This window comes from Sanguibacter sp. Z41_6 (assembly GCF_059621145.1).
The window spans coordinates 80,320-103,600 of sequence record NZ_JCAQIF010000006.1; the positions used below are offsets into that span (position 1 = coordinate 80,320).

Annotated in this window: 18 protein-coding genes and 1 tRNA gene; 6 read left to right on the forward strand and 13 right to left on the reverse strand. The window is 72.1% G+C overall.

What is annotated here, in order from left to right; all coding sequences use genetic code 11:
• The first annotated feature begins 146 nt into the window (after nucleotides 1-146).
• Nucleotides 147-3,983 (forward strand): DUF2157 domain-containing protein, encoded by a 3,837-nt coding sequence (locus tag AC54T1_RS13010; protein WP_496912201.1) that lies wholly within the window; start codon nucleotides 147-149, stop codon nucleotides 3,981-3,983.
• 8 nt (nucleotides 3,984-3,991) lie between these two features.
• On the opposite strand, the gene dop is transcribed toward AC54T1_RS13010, so the two are convergent.
• From dop to AC54T1_RS13030, 4 genes are all read right to left on the reverse strand, one after another.
• Nucleotides 3,992-5,596, reverse strand: coding sequence for a depupylase/deamidase Dop (gene dop / locus AC54T1_RS13015; protein ID WP_496912247.1), 1,605 nt, complete (start codon nucleotides 5,594-5,596; stop codon nucleotides 3,992-3,994).
• Between the two features lie 92 nt (nucleotides 5,597-5,688).
• Entirely contained in the window at nucleotides 5,689-7,374 is a 1,686-nt protein-coding gene (gene arc / locus AC54T1_RS13020) for a proteasome ATPase (RefSeq protein WP_484344341.1), read from the reverse strand.
• A gap of 37 nt (nucleotides 7,375-7,411) precedes the next feature.
• Entirely contained in the window at nucleotides 7,412-8,560 is a 1,149-nt protein-coding gene (locus AC54T1_RS13025) for a tRNA (adenine-N1)-methyltransferase (RefSeq protein ID WP_496912202.1), read from the reverse strand.
• A gap of 6 nt (nucleotides 8,561-8,566) precedes the next feature.
• Nucleotides 8,567-9,694, reverse strand: coding sequence for a site-2 protease family protein (locus AC54T1_RS13030; RefSeq protein ID WP_496912203.1), 1,128 nt, complete (start codon nucleotides 9,692-9,694; stop codon nucleotides 8,567-8,569).
• 53 nt (nucleotides 9,695-9,747) lie between these two features.
• Here AC54T1_RS13030 and AC54T1_RS13035 point away from each other — a divergent pair, with 53 nt between their 5' ends.
• Entirely contained in the window at nucleotides 9,748-10,770 is a 1,023-nt protein-coding gene (locus tag AC54T1_RS13035; protein ID WP_496912204.1) for a RecB family exonuclease, read from the forward strand.
• Here the strand turns inward: AC54T1_RS13035 and AC54T1_RS13040 are convergent.
• Nucleotides 10,742-11,482 (reverse strand): HAD family hydrolase, encoded by a 741-nt coding sequence (locus AC54T1_RS13040; RefSeq protein WP_484344337.1) that lies wholly within the window; start codon nucleotides 11,480-11,482, stop codon nucleotides 10,742-10,744. The two genes, AC54T1_RS13035 and AC54T1_RS13040, sit on opposite strands and share 29 nt — an antisense overlap.
• Nucleotides 11,483-11,576: 94 nt before the next feature.
• On the opposite strand from AC54T1_RS13040, the gene AC54T1_RS13045 reads away from it, so the two are divergent.
• A complete protein-coding gene (locus AC54T1_RS13045) occupies nucleotides 11,577-12,110 on the forward strand; it encodes a hypothetical protein (RefSeq protein ID WP_496912205.1) in 534 nt (177 codons plus the stop codon).
• 59 nt (nucleotides 12,111-12,169) lie between these two features.
• Here AC54T1_RS13045 and AC54T1_RS13050 read toward each other — a convergent pair whose 3' ends face one another.
• Nucleotides 12,170-13,045, reverse strand: a complete 876-nt coding sequence (locus AC54T1_RS13050) for a PfkB family carbohydrate kinase (protein WP_496912206.1) — start codon at nucleotides 13,043-13,045, stop codon at nucleotides 12,170-12,172.
• A gap of 134 nt (nucleotides 13,046-13,179) precedes the next feature.
• On the opposite strand from AC54T1_RS13050, the gene AC54T1_RS13055 reads away from it, so the two are divergent.
• Nucleotides 13,180-14,121, forward strand: a complete 942-nt coding sequence (locus AC54T1_RS13055; RefSeq protein WP_496912207.1) for a PAC2 family protein — start codon at nucleotides 13,180-13,182, stop codon at nucleotides 14,119-14,121.
• Between the two features lie 12 nt (nucleotides 14,122-14,133).
• On the opposite strand, the gene mshC is transcribed toward AC54T1_RS13055, so the two are convergent.
• The 3 genes from mshC to AC54T1_RS13070 are packed head-to-tail and all read right to left on the reverse strand — an operon-like array spanning nucleotide 14,134 to nucleotide 16,682.
• Nucleotides 14,134-15,417 (reverse strand): cysteine--1-D-myo-inosityl 2-amino-2-deoxy-alpha-D-glucopyranoside ligase, encoded by a 1,284-nt coding sequence (mshC, locus tag AC54T1_RS13060; RefSeq protein ID WP_496912208.1) that lies wholly within the window; start codon nucleotides 15,415-15,417, stop codon nucleotides 14,134-14,136.
• Nucleotides 15,418-15,476: 59 nt separating this feature from the next.
• Nucleotides 15,477-16,343: an undecaprenyl-diphosphate phosphatase gene (locus AC54T1_RS13065; RefSeq protein WP_484344332.1), complete on the reverse strand. Its 867-nt coding sequence runs from the start codon at nucleotides 16,341-16,343 to the stop codon at nucleotides 15,477-15,479.
• A gap of 48 nt (nucleotides 16,344-16,391) precedes the next feature.
• Nucleotides 16,392-16,682 carry a primosomal protein gene (locus AC54T1_RS13070; RefSeq protein ID WP_484344331.1) on the reverse strand — a complete coding sequence of 97 codons (291 nt, stop codon included), beginning with the start codon at nucleotides 16,680-16,682 and terminating at the stop codon, nucleotides 16,392-16,394.
• Between the two features lie 172 nt (nucleotides 16,683-16,854).
• Here AC54T1_RS13070 and AC54T1_RS13075 point away from each other — a divergent pair, with 172 nt between their 5' ends.
• Entirely contained in the window at nucleotides 16,855-17,094 is a 240-nt protein-coding gene (locus tag AC54T1_RS13075) for a DUF5703 family protein (protein ID WP_484344330.1), read from the forward strand.
• A gap of 37 nt (nucleotides 17,095-17,131) precedes the next feature.
• Here the strand turns inward: AC54T1_RS13075 and AC54T1_RS13080 are convergent, their stop codons facing one another.
• The 3 genes from AC54T1_RS13080 to AC54T1_RS13090 all read right to left on the reverse strand — a co-directional run bounded on the left by AC54T1_RS13080 (nucleotide 17,132) and on the right by AC54T1_RS13090 (nucleotide 21,862).
• Entirely contained in the window at nucleotides 17,132-18,469 is a 1,338-nt protein-coding gene (locus tag AC54T1_RS13080) for a M20/M25/M40 family metallo-hydrolase (protein ID WP_496912209.1), read from the reverse strand.
• Nucleotides 18,470-18,474: 5 nt separating this feature from the next.
• Nucleotides 18,475-20,550, reverse strand: a complete 2,076-nt coding sequence (locus AC54T1_RS13085; protein ID WP_496912210.1) for a M3 family metallopeptidase — start codon at nucleotides 20,548-20,550, stop codon at nucleotides 18,475-18,477.
• Between the two features lie 100 nt (nucleotides 20,551-20,650).
• The gene (locus AC54T1_RS13090; RefSeq protein WP_484344327.1) at nucleotides 20,651-21,862 is read right to left on the reverse strand and encodes an AI-2E family transporter; all 1,212 of its coding nucleotides are present in this window, start codon (nucleotides 21,860-21,862) and stop codon (nucleotides 20,651-20,653) included.
• Between the two features lie 259 nt (nucleotides 21,863-22,121).
• On the opposite strand from AC54T1_RS13090, the gene AC54T1_RS13095 reads away from it, so the two are divergent.
• A tRNA-Leu gene (locus AC54T1_RS13095) sits at nucleotides 22,122-22,206 on the forward strand.
• Between the two features lie 193 nt (nucleotides 22,207-22,399).
• Here AC54T1_RS13095 and AC54T1_RS13100 read toward each other — a convergent pair.
• A complete protein-coding gene (locus AC54T1_RS13100; RefSeq protein WP_496912211.1) occupies nucleotides 22,400-23,263 on the reverse strand; it encodes an alpha/beta hydrolase family protein in 864 nt (287 codons plus the stop codon).
• Nucleotides 23,264-23,281: the final 18 nt, after the last annotated feature.

The window sequence follows — 23,281 nt, forward strand, 5'->3', positions numbered from 1 at the left end:
TCCTCCTGGCTTCCGGGGTCGCCGCCGGGTGACCTGCGACGATGATCTCCATCTAACCCTATCGACGCCGTGCTGGGGCGGTGGGCGTCCACAGGCTCGTCGAGCCTGTTCGCCAAGGAGCGGACGGTGCGGCAAGATCAGGCGCCATGACACGCCCCTGGCCGGCCCCGGCGAGCCCGCCCCTGCTCGACCGCGACGCGCTCGTGGACCCCACCCGCTGCCCGGCGTGCGCGTCCGCGTTGCCGGGGGCCGTCTGTGCTGTGTGCGGTCTCGACACGAGCGGACCCGCTGGCCTGGACCTGTGGAACACCACGCAGGAGGTCGTGTCCCTCCTCGCGAAGCGGGACGAGCTCATCGCGCGCATGCGCGCAGGCATCGCCCCGCAGCCTGTCGTTGCCCCGCAGCCGGTCGTCACCTCGCAGCCTGTCGTCACCTCGCAGCCGGCGGTTGCCGCACCGCCTCGCGCCGCTGCACCGCCCCGTGCCGTCGTACCGCCGCGCACTCCGCCGCTCCCCGCCGCCGTCCGGTCACCGCTCGCCGCCGCTACCTACGAGCAGGTCGCGCACCATGCCCCGCGACCGTTCCCCCCTGCCCAGCCCCGCCGATCGTGGCCGCTCCAGAACGTTCTGCTCGCCCTCGGCGCCGTCCTGCTGGGCGGCGCGAGCATCGTCTTCCTTGCCTTCACCTGGGGCTCCATGCCCGTGGCCGTGCGGGCCCTGATCATCGTCGGGCTCACCACGCTGTTCTTCGCGCTCGCCTCCGTGGCCGGGCGCCGCCAGCTGAGCTCCTCGGCGGAAGCACTCGCGGCGGTGGGCTCCCTCCTCGTCGTGCTGGACGTCTGGGCACTGCGGGCAACCGGTCTGCTCGACCTGCCTGACGGGCCCTGGTATCTCGCGGTCGTCGCCGCAGTGAGCGCGGCCGTTCTCGTGCCGCTCGGACGACGGCTGCGGCTCGCGGCTCCCCGCGTGGTGGGCACCGTCCTCGTGCCGTGCGCGCCCGCGCTGCTCGGCATGTCGCTGGGGTCGCCGACCGCCCGGGCACCCCTGCTCGCTGTGGCCGTCGGCGCCTGCGCCCTCGCACTCGACGGCCGGTGCGAGCCCCGCGCCGTCCGGGCACTGCGAGTCGGCGCCGTCGCGCTGCTCGCACTCTGCGCGATGACGACGTTCGGCGCCCTTCTCGTCGACGGCCCTCTCGGCGCGGCGGGCGGCCTGACCGCGGCCGCACTCGTGTGCTTCCTGTGGTCCGGGCTGACGACGCACCCCGTCCTCGAGACCCGGCCCGCGGGCGCCCCGCCGGGCCCCCCGCCGGGCGGCCCGGCCCGGTCCGGGTGGTCCGTCGCGGCGGGCACGAGCAGCGTGCTGGCCGCGGCGGCGCTCGCCACCGGTCTCCTCCAGGCCGTCCTCGATGCCGGATGGGACGGGTGGCTCTCGGCGCACGCACTCTGGGCAGCGCCGCTCGGCGCGACGTGCGGAGCATTCCTCGTCTCGGCAGCCGTGCGCAGGTACCCACGGCTCGGCGCCGCGGCGTCACCCGCCGCCTCGACGACGCTCTCCGTCGTCGCAGTCCTTCCGGCGACCACCGCTGTAGCTCTGCTCGCCGCCGCGGCGCTCGTGCCGTCCTCGGCCGTCGACGGCCTCGACCTCCTCGTCGTGACGACGGTCGCGGGGCTCCTCGTCGCCGCTGCTGGGCTTGTCGTCGTGCACATGCGCCATCCGGCGCGGGTGCCAGCCGCCCGCATCGCCGCCCTGTGCACCGCCCTGGCGGTCCTCATGCTGGGTCTCCTGCCCAGCTCTCCCCCGTGGCGGGCCACGGTCTGGCTCGCCCTCCCCCTCCTGCTCGTCGTCCGTGGAGAGCGCCGCATGGCGAGCCCGTGGCGGACCGCGAGCCGGGGAACCGCGCTCGCCGGGGTGGGTCTCACCGTGGCGCTCGGCAGCGCCGCGAGCGCCGGAGCGGCCGAGTCCTCCCGGACCACCGGCGAGATCATCCTCGCCGCGGGGTTGCTCGGCGCGGCCGTGCTCCTCGTCATGGCTCGTGGGTGGCAGCCACCCAGGACCGCGGATGCGACCAGCCGGGTGCGCGACAGCCTGACCCTGGGCGCGACGGTCCTCGGGGCGACGGGCCTCGGCCTCGGCGTCCAGGCGCTCGTCGACGTGCGATCGATCGGCTGGTTCGTCGCCGCCCTGGCCGTCCTGCTGCCAGTCGCCGCGCTGTCCGTGACGTCCCTGCGCGCGCCGTCCACCACGGCGCCGCACGGCGGCACACCGCTCGAGGGGTCCGCGCCGCGTCCTGTCCTGCTGCTCGCGGCCGTCCTGACATCCGCACCTGCGCTCTTCGTCGGTGGTGTCGAACCATCAGTCCCCGCGATCACCACCGACGTCCCCGACGGGGTCGTCGCGCTGGCCACCGTCGTCGCCGCCCTGTCTCTCCTCACCACGGTGGCTCTGAGCGTCGGACGGTCCCGGGCGACGCCGCTGCGCGCTTGCGCAGCGGGCCTCGTGCCGGTGCTCGTCGTCGTGTGCGTCCTGTCGCTGCGTCCGCTCGACGATGGTGAGCGCGTGCTCTGGGCGCTCATGTGCGTCAGCGCCGTGGCGCTGCTCCCTGCCGCTGCGGCGCTGCTCCCGGTCCCGCAGACGGCCCGCCGAGCGATGGAGCTGAGCGCCGTCGGCCTCGGGCTGCTCGCCACCGTCGTCGTCGCCGCGACGAGCCCCCCGCAGGCGCTCATCGCCGCGCTCCTCGTCCAGGCCGCGGGCGCACTCGCATGGGCCCTCACGCCGCAGCGCCACGCGGCCGGGTGGTTCGCGCTAGGTCTCGCGGTCGCCGGGTCATGGGTCGCGCTCGCCGAGCGCCAGGTCTCCCATCCCGAGGCGTACACGGCGCCCGGCGCGACGGTCCTCGTCCTCGTCGGGCTGTACGGCCTCGCCCGACGACGGACCACCACCCCCCGCGCCCTGCTCGGTGGCGTCGGAGCACTTCTGCTGCCGACGACGCTCATGGCGCCCGTGGCGGCCGGATGGCGGGCACCGGCACTCGCCGCTGCTGTCCTCGTCCTCGTCGCGAGCGCCGTGATCGTGGACCGCTCCGACCGCGGCACGCGCCCTGCGGTCTGGGCACCGACCGCGAGCGGCCTCGCGCTCCTGGCCCTCGGCGCCGCGGCGATCGGCGTCGGCGGTCGCGCCGTCGTCCTTGCGGCCACCGGGGATGCGTCGGCCCTGCTGTGGGTAGCGATCGCGACGTCGCTCGTCGCGACGTCCTGCCTCGTCCTCGGCCGCGCGTGGGCCTGGCAGCCGCTGCGCGGGCCGCGCGTCTGGGGCCCCACGCTCGTCACGACCGTGCTCACGGTGCCCCTCGTGGCACTCCTCATCGAGGACGACGTCACCGGTGCGGGCGGCTGGGCCGTGCTGGTCGCGGCGCTGTGGGGCGCCGCTGCGGTGCTCGGAACCCCTCCCGGGCTCCCTCCGGTGGCGTCCCGCACCGAGTTCCTGCGGCGCGCCACCCCGCCGCTCGTCGGAGCCGAGCTCACCGCGTTCAGCCTGGCGGGCACAAGCGCGCCGACGGATCTCCTTTTCGTTGTCGCTGGCGGGCTCGTCGCCTACGTCACCGTGCGGTTCACCCAGGTCGAGCCGCAGGTCCCCACATGGCGGAGCCTCGCCTACGGGGTCCTCGCCACGCTCGTGCCGATCACGCTCGCCCTGCTTGCCGAGCCCACGGGCTGGCGCATCGCGCTCGGCACGACGCTCGCCGCTGGATGGGTGCTCGCCGGCGTCCGGTTCGGGTGGCAGGCACCGGTCGCGCTCGGCGGGGCCGCGCTCGCCGTGCAGGTCGTCGCGCTCGCAGGACCACCGGCGCTCGCTGCGCTCGCCGGCGTTCCCGGATGGCTGGTGCTTGCCCTCGTGGGCGGTGTCCTGCTCCTCCTCGGTCTCACCTACGAACGGCAGATCCGGACCGCCAGGGCCAGCGCGCGGTGGTACTCCCAGCTGCGCTGACGCCGGCGTCAGCCCCGGAGCGCCTCGAGGAAGGCGCCAGCGTCGCTCGCGGCCTCGAACAAGGGACCGACGTGCTCGACGGTGCCGCGCCACGGGTCCATCATCGGCACGCGCTGCAGGGACGGCGCCCCCGGGATGTCGAAGATCACCGAGTCCCAGCTCGCTGCGGAGACGTTCGCGCCGAAGCGAGCCATCGCCTCGCCGCGGAAGTACGCACGCGTGTCGGTGGGCGGATGAGCCACGGCTCGCCCCACCTCGTCGTCCGTCGTCAGCCGCTCCACGGCACCCGCCGCGACGAGGCGGTGGTACACCCCCCGCTCGGGCCGCACGTCCGACCACTGGAGGTCCATCGCCGCCAGTCGCGGATGGTCCCAGGCGAGCCCGTCTCGGGTGCGCAACCCGTCGAGGAGCCGCAGCTTGGCCACCCACTCGACGTCCCGGGCGCACGACCCCGGGTCTGTCGCGAGGCGGTCGAGGACCGAGCGCCAACGGTCCACGACCACCCGCGTGTCGTCGTCCCAGCCCGTCACGTCGAGCGCCCGGACCACGGCCGCAAGGTAGGCATGCTGAACCTCGAGCGCGGACAGCGACCTGCCGTCCACGAGCGCGAGCCGGCCGGTGAGCGCACGGTCACGGCTCACCTGTGCCACGGCAGCCACAGGATCGGCCAGGCGCAGGGATGCGAGCTCAGCCCGCAGGCCGGGGACGTCGCCCAGGTGCTCGAGTGCCCACAGCACGAGCGAGGTCGTGCCGAGCTTGAGGAACGTCGCTGTCTCGAAGAGGTTCGCGTCCCCGATGATGAGGTGCAGCCGACGCCACCGGGCGCGGTCCGCGTGCGGCTCGTCGCGGGTGTTGATGATCGGCCGCCGCAGGGTCGTCTCGAGCCCGACCTCCGCCTCCATGAAGTCCGCACGCTGCGACAGCTGGAACCCGGGCTCCTGGCCGGTCGCGCCGAGCCCGACCCGACCCGACCCCGTGAAGACGGTGCGGGTGACGAGGAACGACGTGAGGAGCTCGATGATCACGTCGAAGGGCAGGTCGCGCTCGACGAGGAAGTTCTCGTGCGTCCCGTAGCTCGCGCCCTTGCCGTCGGTGTTGTTCTTGTACAGCTGGATGTCGACACCCATCGACCGCGCCACCTCGCGGGACGCAGCGAGCATGATGCGCTCGCCGGCGACGTCCCACCGCACGGCGTCCAGCGGGTTCGTCACCTCCGGCGAGGAGTACTCGGGGTGCGCGTGGTCGACGTAGAACCGCGCACCGTTGGTGAGGATCGCGTTGGCGGCGCTCGGGTCGTCGTACACCTCGGCCGTGGAGCGTGCGACGTCCTCGAACGGACCGCCGGCCTCGGCCTGCTGGTCCCCGACCGCCGGTCCGGGCGCGGCCGGACGCGTGGGGTCGTCGGTGAGCATCGACGGGTGGGCCGACGCGCGCTGGACGTGAAATCCCCGGGCGTCGAGCAGCGGGTCCTCGTCGTCGTAGTCCCAGCGGGCGCGGCCCCGGGCGCTCGAGCTGATCGCCCGGTACGCGGTGACGACCTGGCTCGACATGAGCATCGGGTTGGCCATCGGGTTCCCCCGCTGCAGGACGCCGTACTCGGTCTCGATCCCCATCACACGTCGCACAGTCACCCGGCTACCCTAGCCGCGCCCTCCGATCCTGGCTGCGCGCCGGCCGGGGCGGTGCGCGTCCGTCAGCCGACGGCCTAGAGGTACTGCCCGGTGTTCGTCACCGTGTCGATCGTCCGGGCGCCCGCGGACTTCCCCCGACCGTTCTTGTCCTGGACGATCGTCCGGATGAAGACGATCCGCTCGCCCTTCTTCCCCGAGATCCGGGCCCAGTCGTCGGGGTTCGTCGTGTTGGGCAGGTCCTCGTTCTCCTTGAACTCGTCCACGCACGCGGTGATGAGGTGCTCCACCCGGATCCCGCGCTGCCCGGACGCCAGGAAGTCCTTGATCGCCGTCTTCTTCGCCCGGTCGACGATGTTCTGGATCATGGCGCCGGAGTTGAAGTCCTTGAAGTACAGGATCTCCTTGTCCCCCGAGGCGTAGGTGACCTCGAGGAACTCGTTCTCCTCCGCGTCGGAGTACATGCGCTCGACCACCCGCTGCACCATGGCCGCGATGGCGGCCCCGGGGTCGCCCCCGTGCTCCGCGAGGTCGTCCTCGTGGATCGGGAGGTCCGCCGTGAGGTACTTGCCGAAGATCTCCCGCGCACCCTCCGCGTCCGGCCGTTCGATCTTGATCTTCACGTCGAGCCGCCCCGGACGCAGGATCGCGGGGTCGATCATGTCCTCGCGGTTGGACGCACCGATGACGATGACGTTGTCGAGGCGCTCGACACCGTCGATCTCGCTGAGCAGCTGGGGGACGATCGTCGTCTCGACGTCCGACGACAGCCCTGTCCCGCGCGTGCGGAACAGGGACTCCATCTCGTCGAAGAACACGACCACGGGGCTTCCTTGCGAGGCCTTCTCCCGGGCACGGGCGAAGATGAGCCGGATGTGCCGCTCGGTCTCCCCCACGTACTTGTTGAGCAGCTCGGGGCCCTTGACGTTGAGGAAGTAGCTCTTCGCCTGCGACGACGTCTCGGGCGAGCGCCCGTCCTGCGCGGCCGCGGTGGCGGCCCGGCGCTCCACGGCCGCTGCGAGCGACCGTGCGACGGCCTTGGCGATGAGCGTCTTGCCGCACCCGGGCGGGCCGTAGAGCAGGATCCCCTTCGGAGGACGCAACCCGTGCTCCCGAAAGAGCTCGGGGTGGTTGAAGGGCAGCTCGACGGCATCCCGGATGAGCTCGATCTGCGGGCCGAGCCCTCCGATGTCCTCGTAGTCGATGTCCGGCACCTCTTCGAGGACGAGGTCCTGGACCTCCGCCGTCGGGATCCGCTCGAACACGAAGCCCGAGCGGGTGTCTGCGGTGAGGGCGTCCCCGACGCGCAGGGGCCCGTCGGCGAGCGGCCCGGCGAGCCGCACGACGCGCTCGTCGTCGGACCGACCGACGACGAGCGCGCGCCCGTCGTCGAGGAGCTCCTTGACGGTGACGAGCTCGCCCACCGCCTCGAAACCGCCCGCGCTGACGACGGTCAGGGCCTCGTTGAGCTTGATCTCCTGACCGGGCCGCAGCGCACCGAGGTCGAGCGACGGGCTCGCACCGACGTGCATCTTGCGGCCCGCGGACATGATGTCGACGGTGCCGTCCTCGTGGGCGGCGAGGAACACGGCGTACGTCCCGGGGGGCTTGGCAAGCTCCTCGATCTGGCTCTGCAGCTCGAGGATCTTCCCGCGCGCCTCGACGAGCACCTGCGCGAGGCGTTCGTTCTGCGCAGAGAGCGCGGCGAGCCTGCGTGCCTGCTCGTCGCTGCCGCGTCCCGGCCCGGATGACGTGTCGCTCATGTCGCTGCCCCTGTCCCTTGCCCGAGTACCGACCTTGTCACAGATCGGACGTCGTCGCCCCACCCTCCGTCGACGCGTCCGTCGGTGGCGTGTCCTCGTGCTGCCCCTCCCCGGGGGCGCGGATCGGCGCCGTGACGGGCTTCTCCTCGCCGACCGGGGGCGCCTGACCGACGTCGCGGCGCACCCGGCGCACCTTCTTGTCCGACACGGCGCGCTCGCCGAGCTCCTCGGCGCTCCACTCGGCGTCCACCGGGTAGGCGCCCTTCGACGGCCGGCGGCGGCGGACGGGAGCGTCCGTGCCGACGGCCATCCGACGCGCGGTGAGCAGGAACCCGGTGTGTCCGACCATGCGGTGCTGGGGCCGGACGGCCAGACCCTCGAGGTGCCAGCCGCGGACCATCGTCTCGAAGGCCTCCGGCTCGGTGAACCGCCCGTCGTCACGCAGGTCCTCGGCGAGCCGGGACAGCTGCGTCGTCGTCGCCACGTAGCAGACGAGCACCCCGCCGGGGGCGAGCGCGTCGGCGACGGCCTCGAGGTTCTCCCACGGGGCGAGCATGTCGAGCACGACCCGGTCGATGGTCCCGGGCTCCGCGACGGTCGGCAGGACGTCCGAGAGGTCGCCGATCGACAGGTGCCAGGCGGGGTGCTCCCCACCGAAGAACTGCTCGACGTTGCCGCGAGCGATCGCGGCGAAGTCCTCCCGGCGCTCGATCGAGTGCAGCATCCCCTCGTCGCCGACGGCACGCAGGAGGGACATGGTCAGGGCGCCCGAGCCCACACCGGCCTCGATGACCCTGGCGCCCGGGTAGATGTCCGCCATCGCGACGATCTGCCCGGCGTCCTTGGGGTACACGACGGCCGCGCCCCGCGGCATGGAGAGCGTGTAGTCGCTGAGCAGGGGCCGCAGCGCCAGGTAGTCGATGCCGGAGGTGGTGGTCACCACGGAACCCTCGGGGCGACCGATGATCTCGTCGTGCGCGAAGTAGCCGCGGTGCGTGTGGAAGGCCGCGCCCGCGCTCAGCGTGATGGTGTGCAGCCGCCCACGCGGGTCGGTGAGCTGGACGCGATCTCCCGACCGGAAGACGCCCCGTCGTGCCCGTGCTCCCGTCGGACCGGACTGGTCGTCCGTGTCGGACCGGTGGAGGTCGGGGACGTCGGGCGGGAGCTCGCTGAGTTGGTCGGTCACAGCGGTTCAGTCTACGTGCACCGCACGCGCGACGTCGGACACCCGCAGCAGGCCCACGACCGCGCCTGACGACACGACCGGGCACACGGAGGTCTGTCGGGCTGCTGCTGACACAGCAGCATGGAGAGCAGGGCCGCGCAGGTCCGCGTCGATCAGGCTGCCCGGCGGGAACGCGGTCGCGAGGGTCTGGACGGGTGTGGATCTGGCAGTGGTCGTCAGCACCTCGTGCGTCGCCTCGTCGTCGAGGTATCCGACGGGGGCGCCCGCCGCGGTGAGCACGACACGCAGGCCGTCGTCGTGCGCACCTCCGGTCGCGAGGAGCACGTCCCGCACCTCCTCGACCGTCGCCGCGGAGTCGACGACGGCCACGGGGCGCGCGAGCCGCACGGGGTCGAGCGCATCGAGGCGCTCGCGACGCCGGCCGACCTCGAGCGCCTGCGTGGCGGCGACCCACATGAACACCCCCACGCACGACGCCCAGACGACGAGGAGGAGGTTGACCGGCTCCCCGCGAAGGGCCGGCACAGCGATGACGACCACGACCGCGAGCACACCGAGGATGCGGCCGCTGGTCGCCGCGACCCTCCTCCCGGTGGACCGGGAGCCCGTCGCCGCCCACACCGCGGCCTCGGCGACCTGACCGCCGTCGAGCGGCAGCCCCGGCAGGAGGTTGGCGGCGGCAACAGCCGCGTTCGCGTACGTGCTGAGGTAGAGCAGGAGCGCCGGGACGGTGTCCTCGACCTGCGCCCGGTAGGCGAGCCACGACCCGGCTGCGAGCGCGATGTTCGCCGCTGGACCGGCCAGTGCGACGAGCGCACTCGTCGCCGGGCTGGTCCGCTCCCCCGCGAGCCGCGTGTGCCCGCCCCAGAACGTGAGCGAGAGCTCGGTCACCGCGAGCCCGCGTGCACGGGCCACGAGCGCGTGCGAGAGCTCGTGGAGGAATACGGAGAGCAGAAGGACGAGGACGACGAGGAACGCGCCGAGCAGCGCCCTGTCCGCGAGCGCCGGCGCGAGGACGCGGACGGTGGGCACGAACGCGAGGGTGAGGAACGCCACCATGACGAGCACGGACGGCTGGACGACGACGGGAGCGCCGACGACCCGTGCGATCACCCAGCCCCGGCGCCCGTCCACAGCCGTCACCCTACGCGGCGGACCATGTCGGACGCTCGCTCTAGGCTCGTCCCATGCCCACGACGAACCTGCCTCCCTTGCCGCCCACCGACGAGGCTCCCCTCGTCGGTGACGCGTCCGTCGCGGTCGCGTCGACCCCCCTCGGGGCGGGCGCCGTCGGGGACGGCACCGCGTCTCCGGAGGCGTCCCGCGTTCCGCGCGTCCCCGCACTGTCCCCGTCGCGCGCGAACGACTTCACGCGGTGCCCGCTGCTGTTCCGCCTCCGCGTCGTGGACAAGCTCCCGGAGCCACCGAGCAGCGCTGCCGTGCGCGGGACCCTCGTCCACTCCGTGCTGGAGCGGCTCTACGACCAGCCGCTCGGGGAGCGCAGCGTCGCGCACGCGCACGACCTGCTCCCGCAGGAGTGGGGTCGACTCACCGAGGCGAACCCGGAGTATGCGGCGCTGTTCACGTCGAGCGAGGAGACGGACGCGTGGCTCGCGGGCGCCGGGCATCTCGTCCGGACGTACTTCACGCTGGAGAACCCGGACCGGCTCGAGCCGCACGCCCGGGAGATGTTCGTCCAGTCCCAGCTCGACGGCGGACCGCTCCTGCGCGGGATCGTCGACCGCCTCGACGTAGCGCCTGACGGGGCCGTGCGGGTCGTCGACTACAAGACGGGAAAGTCTCCCCGCCGCGGGTACGAGGCGTCCGCGGAGTTCCAGATGCGCTTCTACGGTCTCGTCGTGTGGCGTGAGCGGGGCACCATCCCTGCGATGCTCCAGCTCGTGTACCTCGGTGACGGCAAGGTCCTGCGCAACGTGCCGACGGAGAGCGACCTGCTCGAGACCGAGGGCCGCATCCGGAGCATCTGGTCCGGCATCGAGGAGGCGGCGCGCAGCGGCGTGTGGTCGACCCGGCGCACGCCGCTGTGCGGATGGTGCGCGCACCAGAGCGTGTGCCCGGAGTTCGGCGGCACGCCGCCCGAGGTCGACCACGACGCGGTGGAGCGAGCGCTCGGCGTCCGGCCCGGAGACCACGCGCCCGGCGCGGGCCTGTCGCTCCCGATCACCCCCGTGCTGCGACGAGGTCGATGACCTCTCCGCTCATGACGCGCTGGACGAGCTCGGGAGTCATCTGGTCCAGGGACGTGAGGCGGGTGAGCCGCGGGTGCTCCTCGAGCGGCACCATGACCTCGATGCCCACCGGCACGCCGCCGCAGGCGAGCGCCGAGCCGATCCCCGAGGGTGAGTCCTCGACGACGAGGCAGTCCTCGATCGGCACCCCGAGCAGCCGTGCTGCGGTGAGGTACGGCTCGGGGTGCGGCTTGCCGTGGGTCACCTCGTCGCCCGTGACGACCGCACCGAACACGCCCTCCGGGCCACGCGCGACGACGGCGTCGGCCAACGACCGGAACGACGCGGTCACCAGCGCGCACGGGACGCCCGCATCCCGCAGCCGCTCGAGGACGGCGACGGCGCCCGGCTGCCACGGCACCTCGGCCGAGACCGCCACGGTCACCCGGGAGATGAGGAACTCGATGACCTCCGGCACCGACAGCGGCACGCCGAGCGAGCGGAACACCTCGGCCGAGGCAGGCAGCGGGCTGCCGACGAGCGCCAGCCCCTGCTCGTGCGTCCACGGCAGACCGTAGGAGCTCATGAGCTCGATCTCGGCTGCGATCCAGTACTGCTCGGAGTCGATGAGAGTGCCGTCCATGTCCCACAGGACCGCTGCCGGGAGCGCTCCGTCGGTGGGCGCGGACGAGCTGTTGTGACGCGCGGTCGTGGCTTCAGAACGGGTGGACACGGTGAGCCCCTTGACTGTCGATGAACGAGGTCGTGCAACCTCTGACCCTAACCGGCCCTCCACGCCCGCCCCGGGTCCGTGAGACTCTTCCACGATGCACCCCCCACGCACGGCCATCACGACCGTCGCGGTGTCGTTCGCTCTCGCGACGGGCCTCGCCGCGTGCGCACCCGACGACGCTCCCGCCGTCGCACCTGCCGCTGAGCTCCCGACCGTGGAGCTCTCGACCGGCGAGACCGTCGTGATCCCTCCCGGCGCCCCGCTCCCGACAGCGGTCGTCGAGGATGTCAGGGCCCAGCTCGGCGCGAAGCTGGTCGTTCTCGAGTCATTGGAGTTCCTGCCGGACGGCGGTCTGACGGACGAACAGCGCGTCGTGTCGCAGGAGGCCCAGACCATGGCGAAGGAGCTGGCACGTGCCCTCGGCACCGCTTCCGGCACGACCGTCTTCGTGCTCTACCCGCAGTACCTGTCGATGAACGGCGTGACCTACGCGCTCGCGTGGAGCGCGACCTACTTCGAGATCGTCGGCGTCCACGACGCCTCCTCCAAGGACGAGGTCGCCGGCATCGTCACGGCATGGGTCGAGTCCCAGGCCGATCCGTCCGCGTTCGAGATCATCGTCCCCTGATATCCGCGCGGGCAGGCTCGACGTGGGTCGCCGAAGGTCCGAGGGGACCGTCTCCGGCGCTAGGCCAGCCAGTCCCGCGTGCCGAAGCTCTGGACGGAGAGTGCGGCGACCTTCGCCGCCCGGTCGAGCGCGCGGACGAACCCTGCGGGGCTGAGCCCTCCTGCGGCGATCTCGTGGGCGAGGGCGCCATGGAAGAAGTCACCGGCACCGAGCGTGTCGACAACGTCGACGCGTGGTGGCTCGACGTCACCGACGGTGCCGTCGACCGCGTAGGTGAGGGGCCGGCCCCCTCGGGTCACCGCCGCGTACCGGACCCCCCGCCCGCGCAGGTACTCGAGCACCGCGCCGGGTGTGTGCTCCACGCCCGGTGGGCAGAAGTCGGCCGAGACGACGGCGACGTCGACCCACGGGAGCAGCCGGTCCGTGTGCGCCTTGACGCTCCCTCCGTCGAGGATCACCGGGACACCGAGTGCTCGGGCGCTCGTCATCATCGGCAGGGCGAGATCAGCGTGGTACTGGTCGACCAGCACGGCCGAGAGTCCTGAGACGTCCACGACCGGGGCGTCGCCGTCCCGCCAGTCGTACGTGCGCGAGGCGTCGCCCGCGGAGATCACGGCCCTGTCCCCTGACCGCTCGGTGACGAGGATGGACGCGACGACGGGCGGTCCCACCTCGTCCGAGTGGTTGCTGATCTCGACCCCGCACGCGCGCAGGTCGGCAGTGATCCCGTTGGACAGGGGGTGGTCCGGGATCCGGGTGACGAGGACGGCTTCGCTCCCGCAGTGCACGCCGGCTACCGCGGCGTTCGCCGCCGGTCCGCCCGCGGCGACGGTGAGCCTGCGCGCCTGGACCTTCTCGTCAGACGCGGGGACATCGAGGACCAGCTGGACGACGTCGAGCGTGCACAGGCCGACGAACGCGATGCGGTGTGCCATGGGTCTCTTTCCGGAGGGTTCGAGTGCATCCTGCCAGGTCCCGAGCACAACGAACGTCCGCGGCTCACGCCCCCGTGCCTGAGCAGGCCGCGGGCAGCGCCGCCGGATGTCTGCCGTCGCTCTAGGCTGAGGGGATGAACGTCCCTGCGTCTGATCCCCGGCCCGACCACGACCGGTCCACCTCCGACCAGCCCGGCTCCGGTGAGCCGCACGTCCCCACGACCGAGGCGACGGCCTCGGTGCACGCCACGGACGGGTCCGACGCCATCGTCCTCGCCGCCTTCGAGGGGTGGAACGACGCCGGGAGCGCCGCGACGTCTGCCCTGCTGCACCTCGCGGACATCTGGGACGCGGCTCGGATCGACGAGCTGGACCCCGAGGAGTACCACGACTTCCAGGTGAACCGGCCGATCGTGTCGAGCGGCCCTGACGGGTCGCGAGAGATCACGTGGCCCACGACGACCATCTCGCTCGCGCACGGCTCCACGACCGGGCGCCGCGTGGTGCTCGTGCACGGCATCGAGCCGTCGATGCGGTGGCGGAGCTACTGCGCGGAGATCCTCGGGATCGCGAAGTCCCTCGGCGCGTCCACGGTCGTGACGATCGGGGCCCTCCTCGCGGACGTCCCGCACACCCGACCCATCCCGGTGACCGTCACCTCCGACGACCCTGCCGTGCAGGCGCTCCTCGACGTCGAGCCCAACACCTACGAGGGGCCGACGGGGATCGTCGGTGTGCTGCACAGCGCCGCCCAGGATGCTGGCTTCCACTCGCTGTCGGTCTGGGCCGCGGTCCCCCACTACGTGGCGCACCCGCCGTCACCCAAGGCGACGGTCGCCATCCTCACGCGGTTGGAGACGTTCCTGGGCGAGAGCATCACGCTCGGGGACCTCCCGGAGGATGCGGAGGCGTGGCAGCACGGTGTCGACGAGCTCGCGGCCGAGGACACCGAGATCGCCGAGTACGTCCAGCAGCTCGAGGAGGCCAAGGACACCGTCGAGCTCCCTGAGGCGAGCGGCGAGGCCATAGCCCGGGAGTTCGAGCAGTACCTGCGCCGTCGCGACAAGGGGTCCTGAGACTCGCTCCCTCTAGAGGCGGACGCCGAGCAGGGAGTTCACCGCACGTGAGATGACTCCGGGGGCGCCCTCGACGACCGGTTCTCCGCCGACCAGGGACCGGGCCGCCCAGGCGTCCACGGCCGCGAGCGCTGCTGGCGCGTCCAGGTCCGCTGCGACGGCATCGCGGATCGCAGCGAGCGTCGGGTCGGGGTCCGGTCCGCCGTTGCCCGAGACCGATGCGCGCCACGTCTCGAACCGCGCCTGGGCGGTCGCGAGGTCGGCGTCCGTCCATTCCCAGTCGCTGCGGTAGTGGTGGGCGAGCAGCGCGAGGCGGATGACCATGGGTTCGACGCCCTCGTCGCGCAGGCGGGAGACGAACACGAGGTTGCCCCGCGACTTGCTCATCTTCTCGCCCTCGTACGCCACGAGTCCGGCGTGCACGTGCGTGCGTGCGCCCGCAGTGGTCGGGTCGGTCTCGGCGCCCGCGAGGAGGCGGGCGTGCGACGTCCCCATCTCGTGGTGCGGGAACAGCAGGTCCGCACCGCCGCCCTGCACGTCGAACGACGAACCGAGGGCACCGCGGGCGATCACAGCACACTCGATGTGCCATCCGGGACGCCCCGGACCGAGCACTCCCCCGTCCCAGGCGGGCTCGCCCGGTCGCTCCCGCCGCCACAGCAGCGGGTCGAGGCGGTGACGCTTGCCCGGGCGGTCGGGGTCCCCGCCGCGCTCCGCGAAGAGACGGTCCATCGTGGCGGCGTCGTAGCGGGACACCCGCCCGAACGCCGGATCGACGCTGAGGTCGGCATAGACGTCGCCCAGCCCGGGCGCGTCTCCCCCGGCACCCGGCTCGAGCGGCACCCGGTAGGCGGCGCCGGCCTCGAGGAGCGCCGCGACGGTCTCGGCGACGGCAGGGATCGTCTCCACCGCACCGAGGTAGACGTCGGGGGGCACGACCCCGAGGGCCGTCATGTCTTGTGCGAACAGCGCGGTCTGGTCGACGGCGAGCTGGCGCCAGTCGACCCCCGTCGCCGTCGCCCGCTCGAGGAGCGGGTCGTCGACATCGGTGACGTTCGATGCGTAGGTCACGGTGCGGCCCGAGTCGCGCCAGGCGCGCACGAGCAGGTCGAACGCGACGTACGTGGCCGCGTGCCCGATGTGCGTGGCGTCGTACGGCGTGACGCCGCAGACGTACAGGGTGGCGGTCTCGCCCGGCGCGGCGACGACGAGGCTCCCGGTGGAGCTGTCGTGGACGCGGACGTCCTCTCCACGTCCGGGGAGTTCAGGGATCTGTGGGGCGGGCCAGGTGAGCACCGACCAAGACTAGCCGCGAATGTCGGCCGCCCTGCCCTCCCATCAGGCCTGTGGCAGCCTCATGCGCCACCCGTGGGACTGAGCACCCCGACAGCGAGGAGCACCACGACGACGAGGGCAAGCCCGAGGCGGTACTTGACGAACGGCGCGTAGCTGAACGTCGAGACGATCTTGAGGAACGCGATGATGACGAGGTAACCGACGACGAACGCGACGAGGGTCGCGAGGAACGTCACACCGCCGCCGGGGGTCCCCGCCGCTCCGCTCTCGCCCGCCGAGCTCACGAGCTTGTAGAACCCCGAACCGAGCACTGCCGGGATCGCGAGGAGGAACGAGTAGCGTGCCGCCGCCTCTCGCGTGTACCCCATGAGCAGACCCGCCGTGATCGTGCCTCCGGAGCGTGACACCCCGGGGATGAGGGCCATCGCCTGAGCGAACCCGAAGTACAGGGCGTGCTTGGCGGTGAGGCCCTCGAGCGGGGTGCGCTTCGCGCCGACCTTGTCCGCCCAGCCGAGGATGAGCGCGAAGGCCGCGAGCATGAACGCGATGAGGTAGAGGTTGCGGAACGTGTTGTCGATCGCGTCCTCGAGCAGCAGTCCGAGGACGACGATGGGAATGCTCCCCAGACCGATGTACCAGCCCATCTGGGCGTCGTGGTCGCCGGCGCCCGTCCTCTCCCGCCACCCGGTGCCGTTGTCCCCGCGCACCGCCCGCCACCACGCGGAACAGATCCGGGCGATGTCACGACGGAAGTACAGCAGCACCGCGGTCTCGGTGCCGATCTGCGTGATCGCTGTGAATGCGGCACCCGGGTCGTCGATCCCGAGGAGCTCGGCGACGATCCGCAGGTGGGCGCTGGAGGAGACGGGGAGGAACTCCGTCAGACCCTGGACCAGGCCGAGGAGGATGGCTTCGAAGGCATTCACGGTGGGACACGTTACCGGCACCCGGGCACCGGCTACGAAGGACGCCCGTCAGTCGTCGTCGCTGGCGTCGATCTCGTCGAGCGGCACGATCTCGTCGTCCTCGTCGTCCTCGTCGCCCTGCTCGTCGTCGTCATCATCGTCGTCGTCGAGGAAGAACGGCGTGGCTTCTCCGTGGACCTGAGCGAGCGCCCCGTCGTACACGTCGAACGCGTCGGCGAGCACGTCGTACGCGTCGTCGATGGCGGGATCATCCTCGCCCCGACGGCCCACGATCGCCGAGTAGTGAGCCTCCAGGGCAGCGACGAATCGGTCGAGAGCGGCGCGGGGGTCGACGGTCATACCCTGACCGTAGCGCTCCCACGCCCCCGCCTCCACGTGGGGTGAGGCCGTACCGGGAGAGATACCGCGTATCGGCGCCCAGCCCGCCTGCATCCTGTCCTGGTATGTTCGACGGCACGCCAGCCGGAACCCGCCGGCCCGGTGTGCAGGAACTCGTCGAAGGTGGTGCACGATGGTCGGTATCCCCGCCGCACGTTCCGGCCACGGGGGCCAGTGGGCCGCCCAGGGCCGGCAGTACGAGTACCGCGTCGTGACGATCCCGCGCGACGCCTCCCGCTCGCAGACCCGCCAGCTCCTCACCGAGGAGGCCGAGTACGGCCGGTGGGAGCTCGCGCGCTCGGCGCTCTACGTCGGGGGCGAGCGCCGGGTGTGGTTGCGCCGCAAGATCATCCGGGTCCACAGCACGCTGTGACGCCCGGCGGCAGCCTTCCGCGCGGCGGGCTGGCCGCTCAGCAGTCGCGCAGCAGCCGGTCCAGCACCCGCACCCCGAACTGCAGCGCGTCGACCGGCACCCGCTCGTCGACGCCGTGGAACATCCCGGGGAAGTCCATGTCCGCCGGCAGGCGGAGCGGGGCGAACCCGTACCCGACGATCCCGAGCCGGGCGAGCGACTTGTTGTCCGTCCCGGCTGACAACGCGTAGGGCAGCACGGTGGCGCCCTCGTCCTCCGCGAGCACGGACGCGACCATGGCGTCGACGAGGTGCCCGTGGAACGGTGCTTCGATCGGGATGTCCTCGTGGATCGGTTCGATGCGGACGTGCGGCCCGGCGAGCTCCCGCAGGGTGTCCATGCCGGTCTCGACGTGCCCGGCGAGGAATCGCGCGTCGATCGACGCCTCGGCGCGGCCCGGGATGACGTTCGCCTTGTAGCCCGCCGAGAGCTGGGTGGGGTTGGAGGTGTTGCGGACGGTCGCGCCGACGAACCGGGCTGCTGGCCCGAGCGCTGCGATGAGCCCGTCGACGAGCGCCGGGTCCTCGGCGTCGTAGGGCAGCCCGGTGAGGTCGGAGACCCCACGCATGAGGGCGTCGACGGTCGGCGTCATGACGTAGGGCCACTCGTGCTGGCCGATGCGGGCGACCGCAGCGGCGAGGTGCGTGACCGCATTGTCCTGGGCGACCTGGGAGCCGTGCCCCGCGCGCCCGTCGGCGACGAGGCGCAGCCAGCCGATGCCCTTCTCGGCGGTCTGCAGGAGGTACGCCCGGTGTCCGTTGATCTCGACGGAGAACCCGCCGACCTCGCTCACCGCCTCCGTCGCGCCCTCGAACAGCTCCGGCCGATGGTCGACGGCGTACCGGGCGCCGTACTCACCGCCGGCCTCCTCGTCCGCGAAGAAGGCGACGACGACGTCGCGCGCGGGACGGCGTCCCTCACGCACCATCTGCCGGACGACCGCGAGGATCATCGCGTCCATGTCCTTCATGTCCACGGCACCGCGCCCCCACAGGAGCCCGTCGATCTCCTCGCCCGCGAAGGGGTCGACCTGCCAGTCGGCGGCCTGCGCCGGGACGACGTCGAGGTGACCGTGCAGGACGAGCGCCGGCCGCGCGGGGTCGAGGCCGGGTATGCGGACGACGACGTTCGCGCGGCCGGGCGCGGACTCGAAGAGCTCGGGCTCGAGGCCCACCTCGTGGAGCAGGTCCATGACGTACTCGGCCGCGGCGCGCTCGCCCGGCCCGGAACCGTCCCCGAAGTTCGACGTGTCGATCCGCAGGAGGTCCTGGCAGATGCGCGCGACCTCGTCCTCCGCCGTGGGGTGTCCGGTGCTGGGGTCGTGGAGGGTGGCCATGGCCGTCAGGCTACCGGTTCCGCCGTGGTCACCAGCCCACGACGACGGAGCAAGGGCTCGATGTCGGGTCCCCTGCCCCGCAGCTGCTCGAAGGCCACCATCGGGTCCATGGAGCCGCCCCGTGCGAGGAGCGTGCGGCGGAACACGTCGCCGTTCTCGCGGCGCAGACCCCCGCGCTCGGCGAACCACCCGACCGTGTCCGCGTCGAGGACCTCGGACCAGATGTAGGAGTAGTAGCCCGCCGAGTAGCCGCCACCGAAGACGTGGTTGAAGTACGTCGTGCGGTACCGCGGCGGGACCGTGGCGAGGTCCAGACCGGCGGCAGCGAGAGCCGACTCCTCGAACGCCTCGACCTCCTCGACGCTCGTCGGGACCTCCTCGGGCGCAAGCTGGTGCCACGCCTGGTCGAGGACCGCGGCGGCGAGGTACTCCGTCGTCGCGAAGCCCTCGTTGAAGAGACGGGACGCATCCATGGTCCGCACCCACTCCTCGGGCAGGGGTTCCCCCGTCTCGTGGTGCACGGCGTACGCCCGCAGGATCTTCTCGTCCCACGCCCACATCTCGTTGACCTGCGAGGGGTACTCGACGAAGTCGCGGGGCACCTCCGTGCCCGAGTGGGACGGGTAGCGGACGGCGGAGAACAGCGCGTGCAGCGCGTGGCCGAACTCGTGGAAGAGGGTGATGACCTCGTCGAACACGAGCAGCGTCGGCTCCCCCGCCGACGGCTTGACGATGTTGAGCGTGTTCATGACGACCGGGCGTCCACCGAGCAGGTCGCTCTGGTCCGCCAAGGTGTTCATCCATGCCCCACCACGCTTGGACTCACGCGTGTAGGGGTCGAGGAGGAAGAGCCCGAGACCTGTGCCGTCGGCGTCGAAGACCTCGAACACCCGGACGTCGGGGTGGTACGCCCGCAGGTCCTCCCGCGGGCGGAACGTGATGCCGTAGAGAGCCGTCGCAGCGCCGAAGACGCCCTGGGTGAGGACCCGGTCGAGCTCGAGGTACGGACGCAGGAGGGTGTCGTCGAGCGCGTACCGCTCCTTGCGCACCCGCTCCGCGTAGTACGCCCAGTCCCATGCCTCGAGCTGCGCCTGCGGCCCGACGTCGGCTGCGAGCGCGTCCTGGAGGATCTGGGCCTCGCGCCGGGCATTCCCCGCCGCGGCGGGAGCGAGCCGGCTGAGCATCGCGGAGACGGCCTCCGTCGTGCGAGCGGTGCCGTCCTCCGCGATGTAGGCCGCGTGGTGGTCGTACCCGAGGAGGCGTGCGTGCTCGGCGCGTGCTCGGGCGAGCTCGAGGACGATCTCCCGGGTGTCGGTGTCGTCGCCGGTCGCGCCCCGCGTCGTCGACGCCCGGTGGACCCGCTCGCGGACCTCGCGGCGGCGCAGGGTCGCGAGCACGGTCTGCTGCGTGGGCAGCTGCATCTCGAGCAGGTACCCCTCGGTGTGCCCGCGGTCGGCTGCAGCCTGCCGAGCGGCAGCCACGACGTCATCTGCCAGGCCCTCGAGGTCGGCAGCGTCCTCGACGAGGACGCTCGCGGAGTTCGCGCCCGCCAGCAGCCTGCGTCCGAACGCTGCCTCGAGGGTCGTCATGCGGGCGTTGAGCGCACGCAGCTGCTCCTGCTGCTCGGCCGGCAGGGCGATCCCGGAGCGTCGGAAGTCCCGGAGGAGGTTCTCGAGCAACCATGCCGTCTCGGGGTCGAGCGTCAGGTGGCCGGCAGCGGCCTCGTCGGCGAGGCGCTGGACACGGGCGTGGAGGCCCGCGTCCATGAAGATCGCGTCGTGGTGCGCCGAGAGCTCGGGGGCCAGCGTCTCCTCGATGTCCTCGAGCTCCGTCGTCGCGTCCGCTCCTGTGACTGTGTAGAGCACCGTGAGCACGCGGTCGAGGAGCTCACCGGAGCGCTCGAGGGCCTCGAGGGTGTTCTCGACGGTAGGCGGCTCGGGATTCGCCACGATGGCCTCGACCTCGCGACGCTCGGCGGCCATGCCCTCGCGGGCGGCAGGCAGGTAGTGCTCGGTGCGGATCGAGGCGAAGTCGGGCAGGCCGTACGGGAGCGACCACGGGGTCGCGAAGGGGGTGCTCATGACTCCATTCATACGGGAGATCGAGCCGGACGTCGATCTCCCCACCTCCCGGCGCACGGCCTGCGAGCCCCACCCCGTGCCGGGCCGACGCAGGGCGCTGTCAGGCCTTGGCGACCGGGAGGTCGGACGGCGGCGCGATATCGTCGTCGCTGTCCCCGACGAGGTCGGCGTCCTCGTCGTCCTCCGGCATCGGTGGGTCCATGTGTCGCAGACGGGAGAAGATCGCCCACGCCACGGCGACGAGCGGGACGGCGATCACGGCTCCGAAGATGCCCGCGACGAGGGTCCCGCCCGCGACGCAGAGCGCGACGACGACGGGGTGCAGGGACACCTGCTTGCCCATGATGAGCGGCTGCAGCACATGCCCCTCGAACTGGCCGATGAGGGCGATGCCGAGCCCGACGACGGCGGCCTTGACGATCCCGTCCGCGGCGAGGGCGACGACCATCGCGATGACCATCGCGATGGGCGCGCCGACGAGCGGGATGAACGCGCCCATGAGCACGAGGACCGCGAGGGGCGCGGCGAGCGGCACGCCGATGATGGACAGGAAGATCCCGGCGAAGGCCGCGTCGGAGACAGCGATGATGAGCGTCCCGCGCGTGTACCCGGAGAACGTGTACCAACCGGCCCCCCCGACGACCTTCCACACGCCCCGACCGCCCTCGGGGAGCTGGTTGAGGAACCACGTCCACATCTGCTCGCCCCGGGCGAGGAAGAACACCGTGCAGAAGATCGCCAGGGCGAGCACGGCGAACACCTCGACGACCGTGCCAGCCTGCTCGAACGCGGTGTCCGCGATGACCCCTGCGTGGTCCTGGACCCACTTCTGCCCCTCGGCGACGAGTCGTTCGACGTCGTCGAGCGTGATGGTGAACGGCAGGGGGCCGTCCTCGAGGAACTTGATGATCTGGTCGGTCCCCGAGGCGAACTCCTCGGACAACGACTTCCACTGTCCGGCGACCGACGCGACCACATACGTGACGAGGGCCCCGACCACAGCGAGCCCCGAGAGCATGGCCAGGGCGGTGGCGAGGCTCCTGGGCATGATCCGGCCGTACAGCCCGACGATGGGACGCAGCACGGCCGTGAGGACGAGCGCGATGAAGACCGCGACGAACAGCAGGTGGAGCTGGGCGGCGGCATAGAAGACGAGGGAGATCGCCGCGACGACGAGGATGAGGCGCCAGGACCACCCGGCGGCTGCCTGCAGCCATCCGGGGACGGTGTCCGTGGGCGCCGCGGGTGCGGGCGGTCGGATCGTCGCGGAGTTCCGCCTCGCGCTGGCGGTCCGCACGCGTTGCGCTGCCATCCGCACTCCCGTCTCCGTGAGATGTGATGTGGCACACCTCGTTCACCTGCGCGAACACTAGTCTGCTGCACGCGAGGGCGCTCGGCCCAGCGGTTGCGACCGGTTCGCGGAGGTCTGGCACCGTTCTGGCCGCGTCGACCTGTGGCGTCGACTGTGCCCGGCCCTGAGGTCCGAGGCGGCGATTCATGCCCCCGGCCGAAACCGTGCTAGATTTTCCGACGCACCCAAGAGGGCGGAAACGCTCCTCGAAGGTCCACCTGTCCGGGTGGCGGAATGGCAGACGCGCTAGCTTGAGGTGCTAGTGCCCTTTATCGGGCGTGGGGGTTCAAGTCCCCCTCCGGACACTCGTTGAGACAGCGAACAGTACAGGCCCCGACTCGCGGAAACGCTGAGTCGGGGCCTGTGCTGTTGCCCGGCCTCCGGCGGAGGGCTGCCCGCATGGCGGGGTCCGCATGCGCTGGCTGGGTGCGGATGACTGGTCCGAGGATTCCCCGCAGCCTCACGATCAGTCCTCGTCGCGATCAGTTCTCGTCGCGATCAGTCCTCGCAGTCCGCCCGGTAGTCGGAGACACGCTCGTCAGCGACCGGCCCCGGGCAGAGGAACTGCTCGTACCGGGTGTCATTGTCCACGTAGCGCTTGAGCCAGGCGATCGAATATGCCGCGAGCGCCGACGTCGGGACGGTGGGGGTCGAGTGGTCGGCCCCCGCGAGCTCGAGGAACGCGCTGTCCGTCTCCTCGTCGAGGCTGTCGTAGAACCGCAGCGAATAGTCCTCGGAGGACGCCACCGGGTCGTTCTGGGCGCTGATGAGAAGCGTCGGGGTCGTCAGCTCGCCCCACGTCTTGTCGAAGCTGAAGCCGGCGAGCGGGATCGCCGCCTGCAGGCTCGGGTCTGCCACGGCTGCCTCGAGCGCTCCTCCCCCGCCCATGGAGTGGCCCATGACGGCACGGCGGTCGTCGTCGACGAGGGTCTCGGCGGGTCCGTCGTCGGAGATGTGCTCGAGGGCGGCGAGGAGCTGCTCGCCGCGGGCGGGAGGTTGGTCATCGAGCGCGAGCGTCTCGATGGTCACGACGACGAACCCGTGCGAGGCGATGCGTGGCCCGAGCCATGCCACGGCGGACTCCGGGGACCGGAAGCCCGGGGAGATGGCGACCGCGCCGAACGTCTCGTCGGTCTCCGCCGGGTAGTAGAGGGTGCCGCCCCCGAAGTCGACCTGCGGCGCGATCTCGGCGGCGAGCACCTCGAAGGGGCCGGTCTCGGCCTCGAGGAGGGCGGCGGTCGGGGTCGGGCCACGCTCGTGGCTCTCCTCGGGGACGACCGGCTCTGTCCCGCACCCCGTGAGGGCGAGCAGCGACAGGGTGACGACTGCGACGAGGCGGCGTCCGATATGTACGGTGGTCACCCTGGCACACTAACGGCT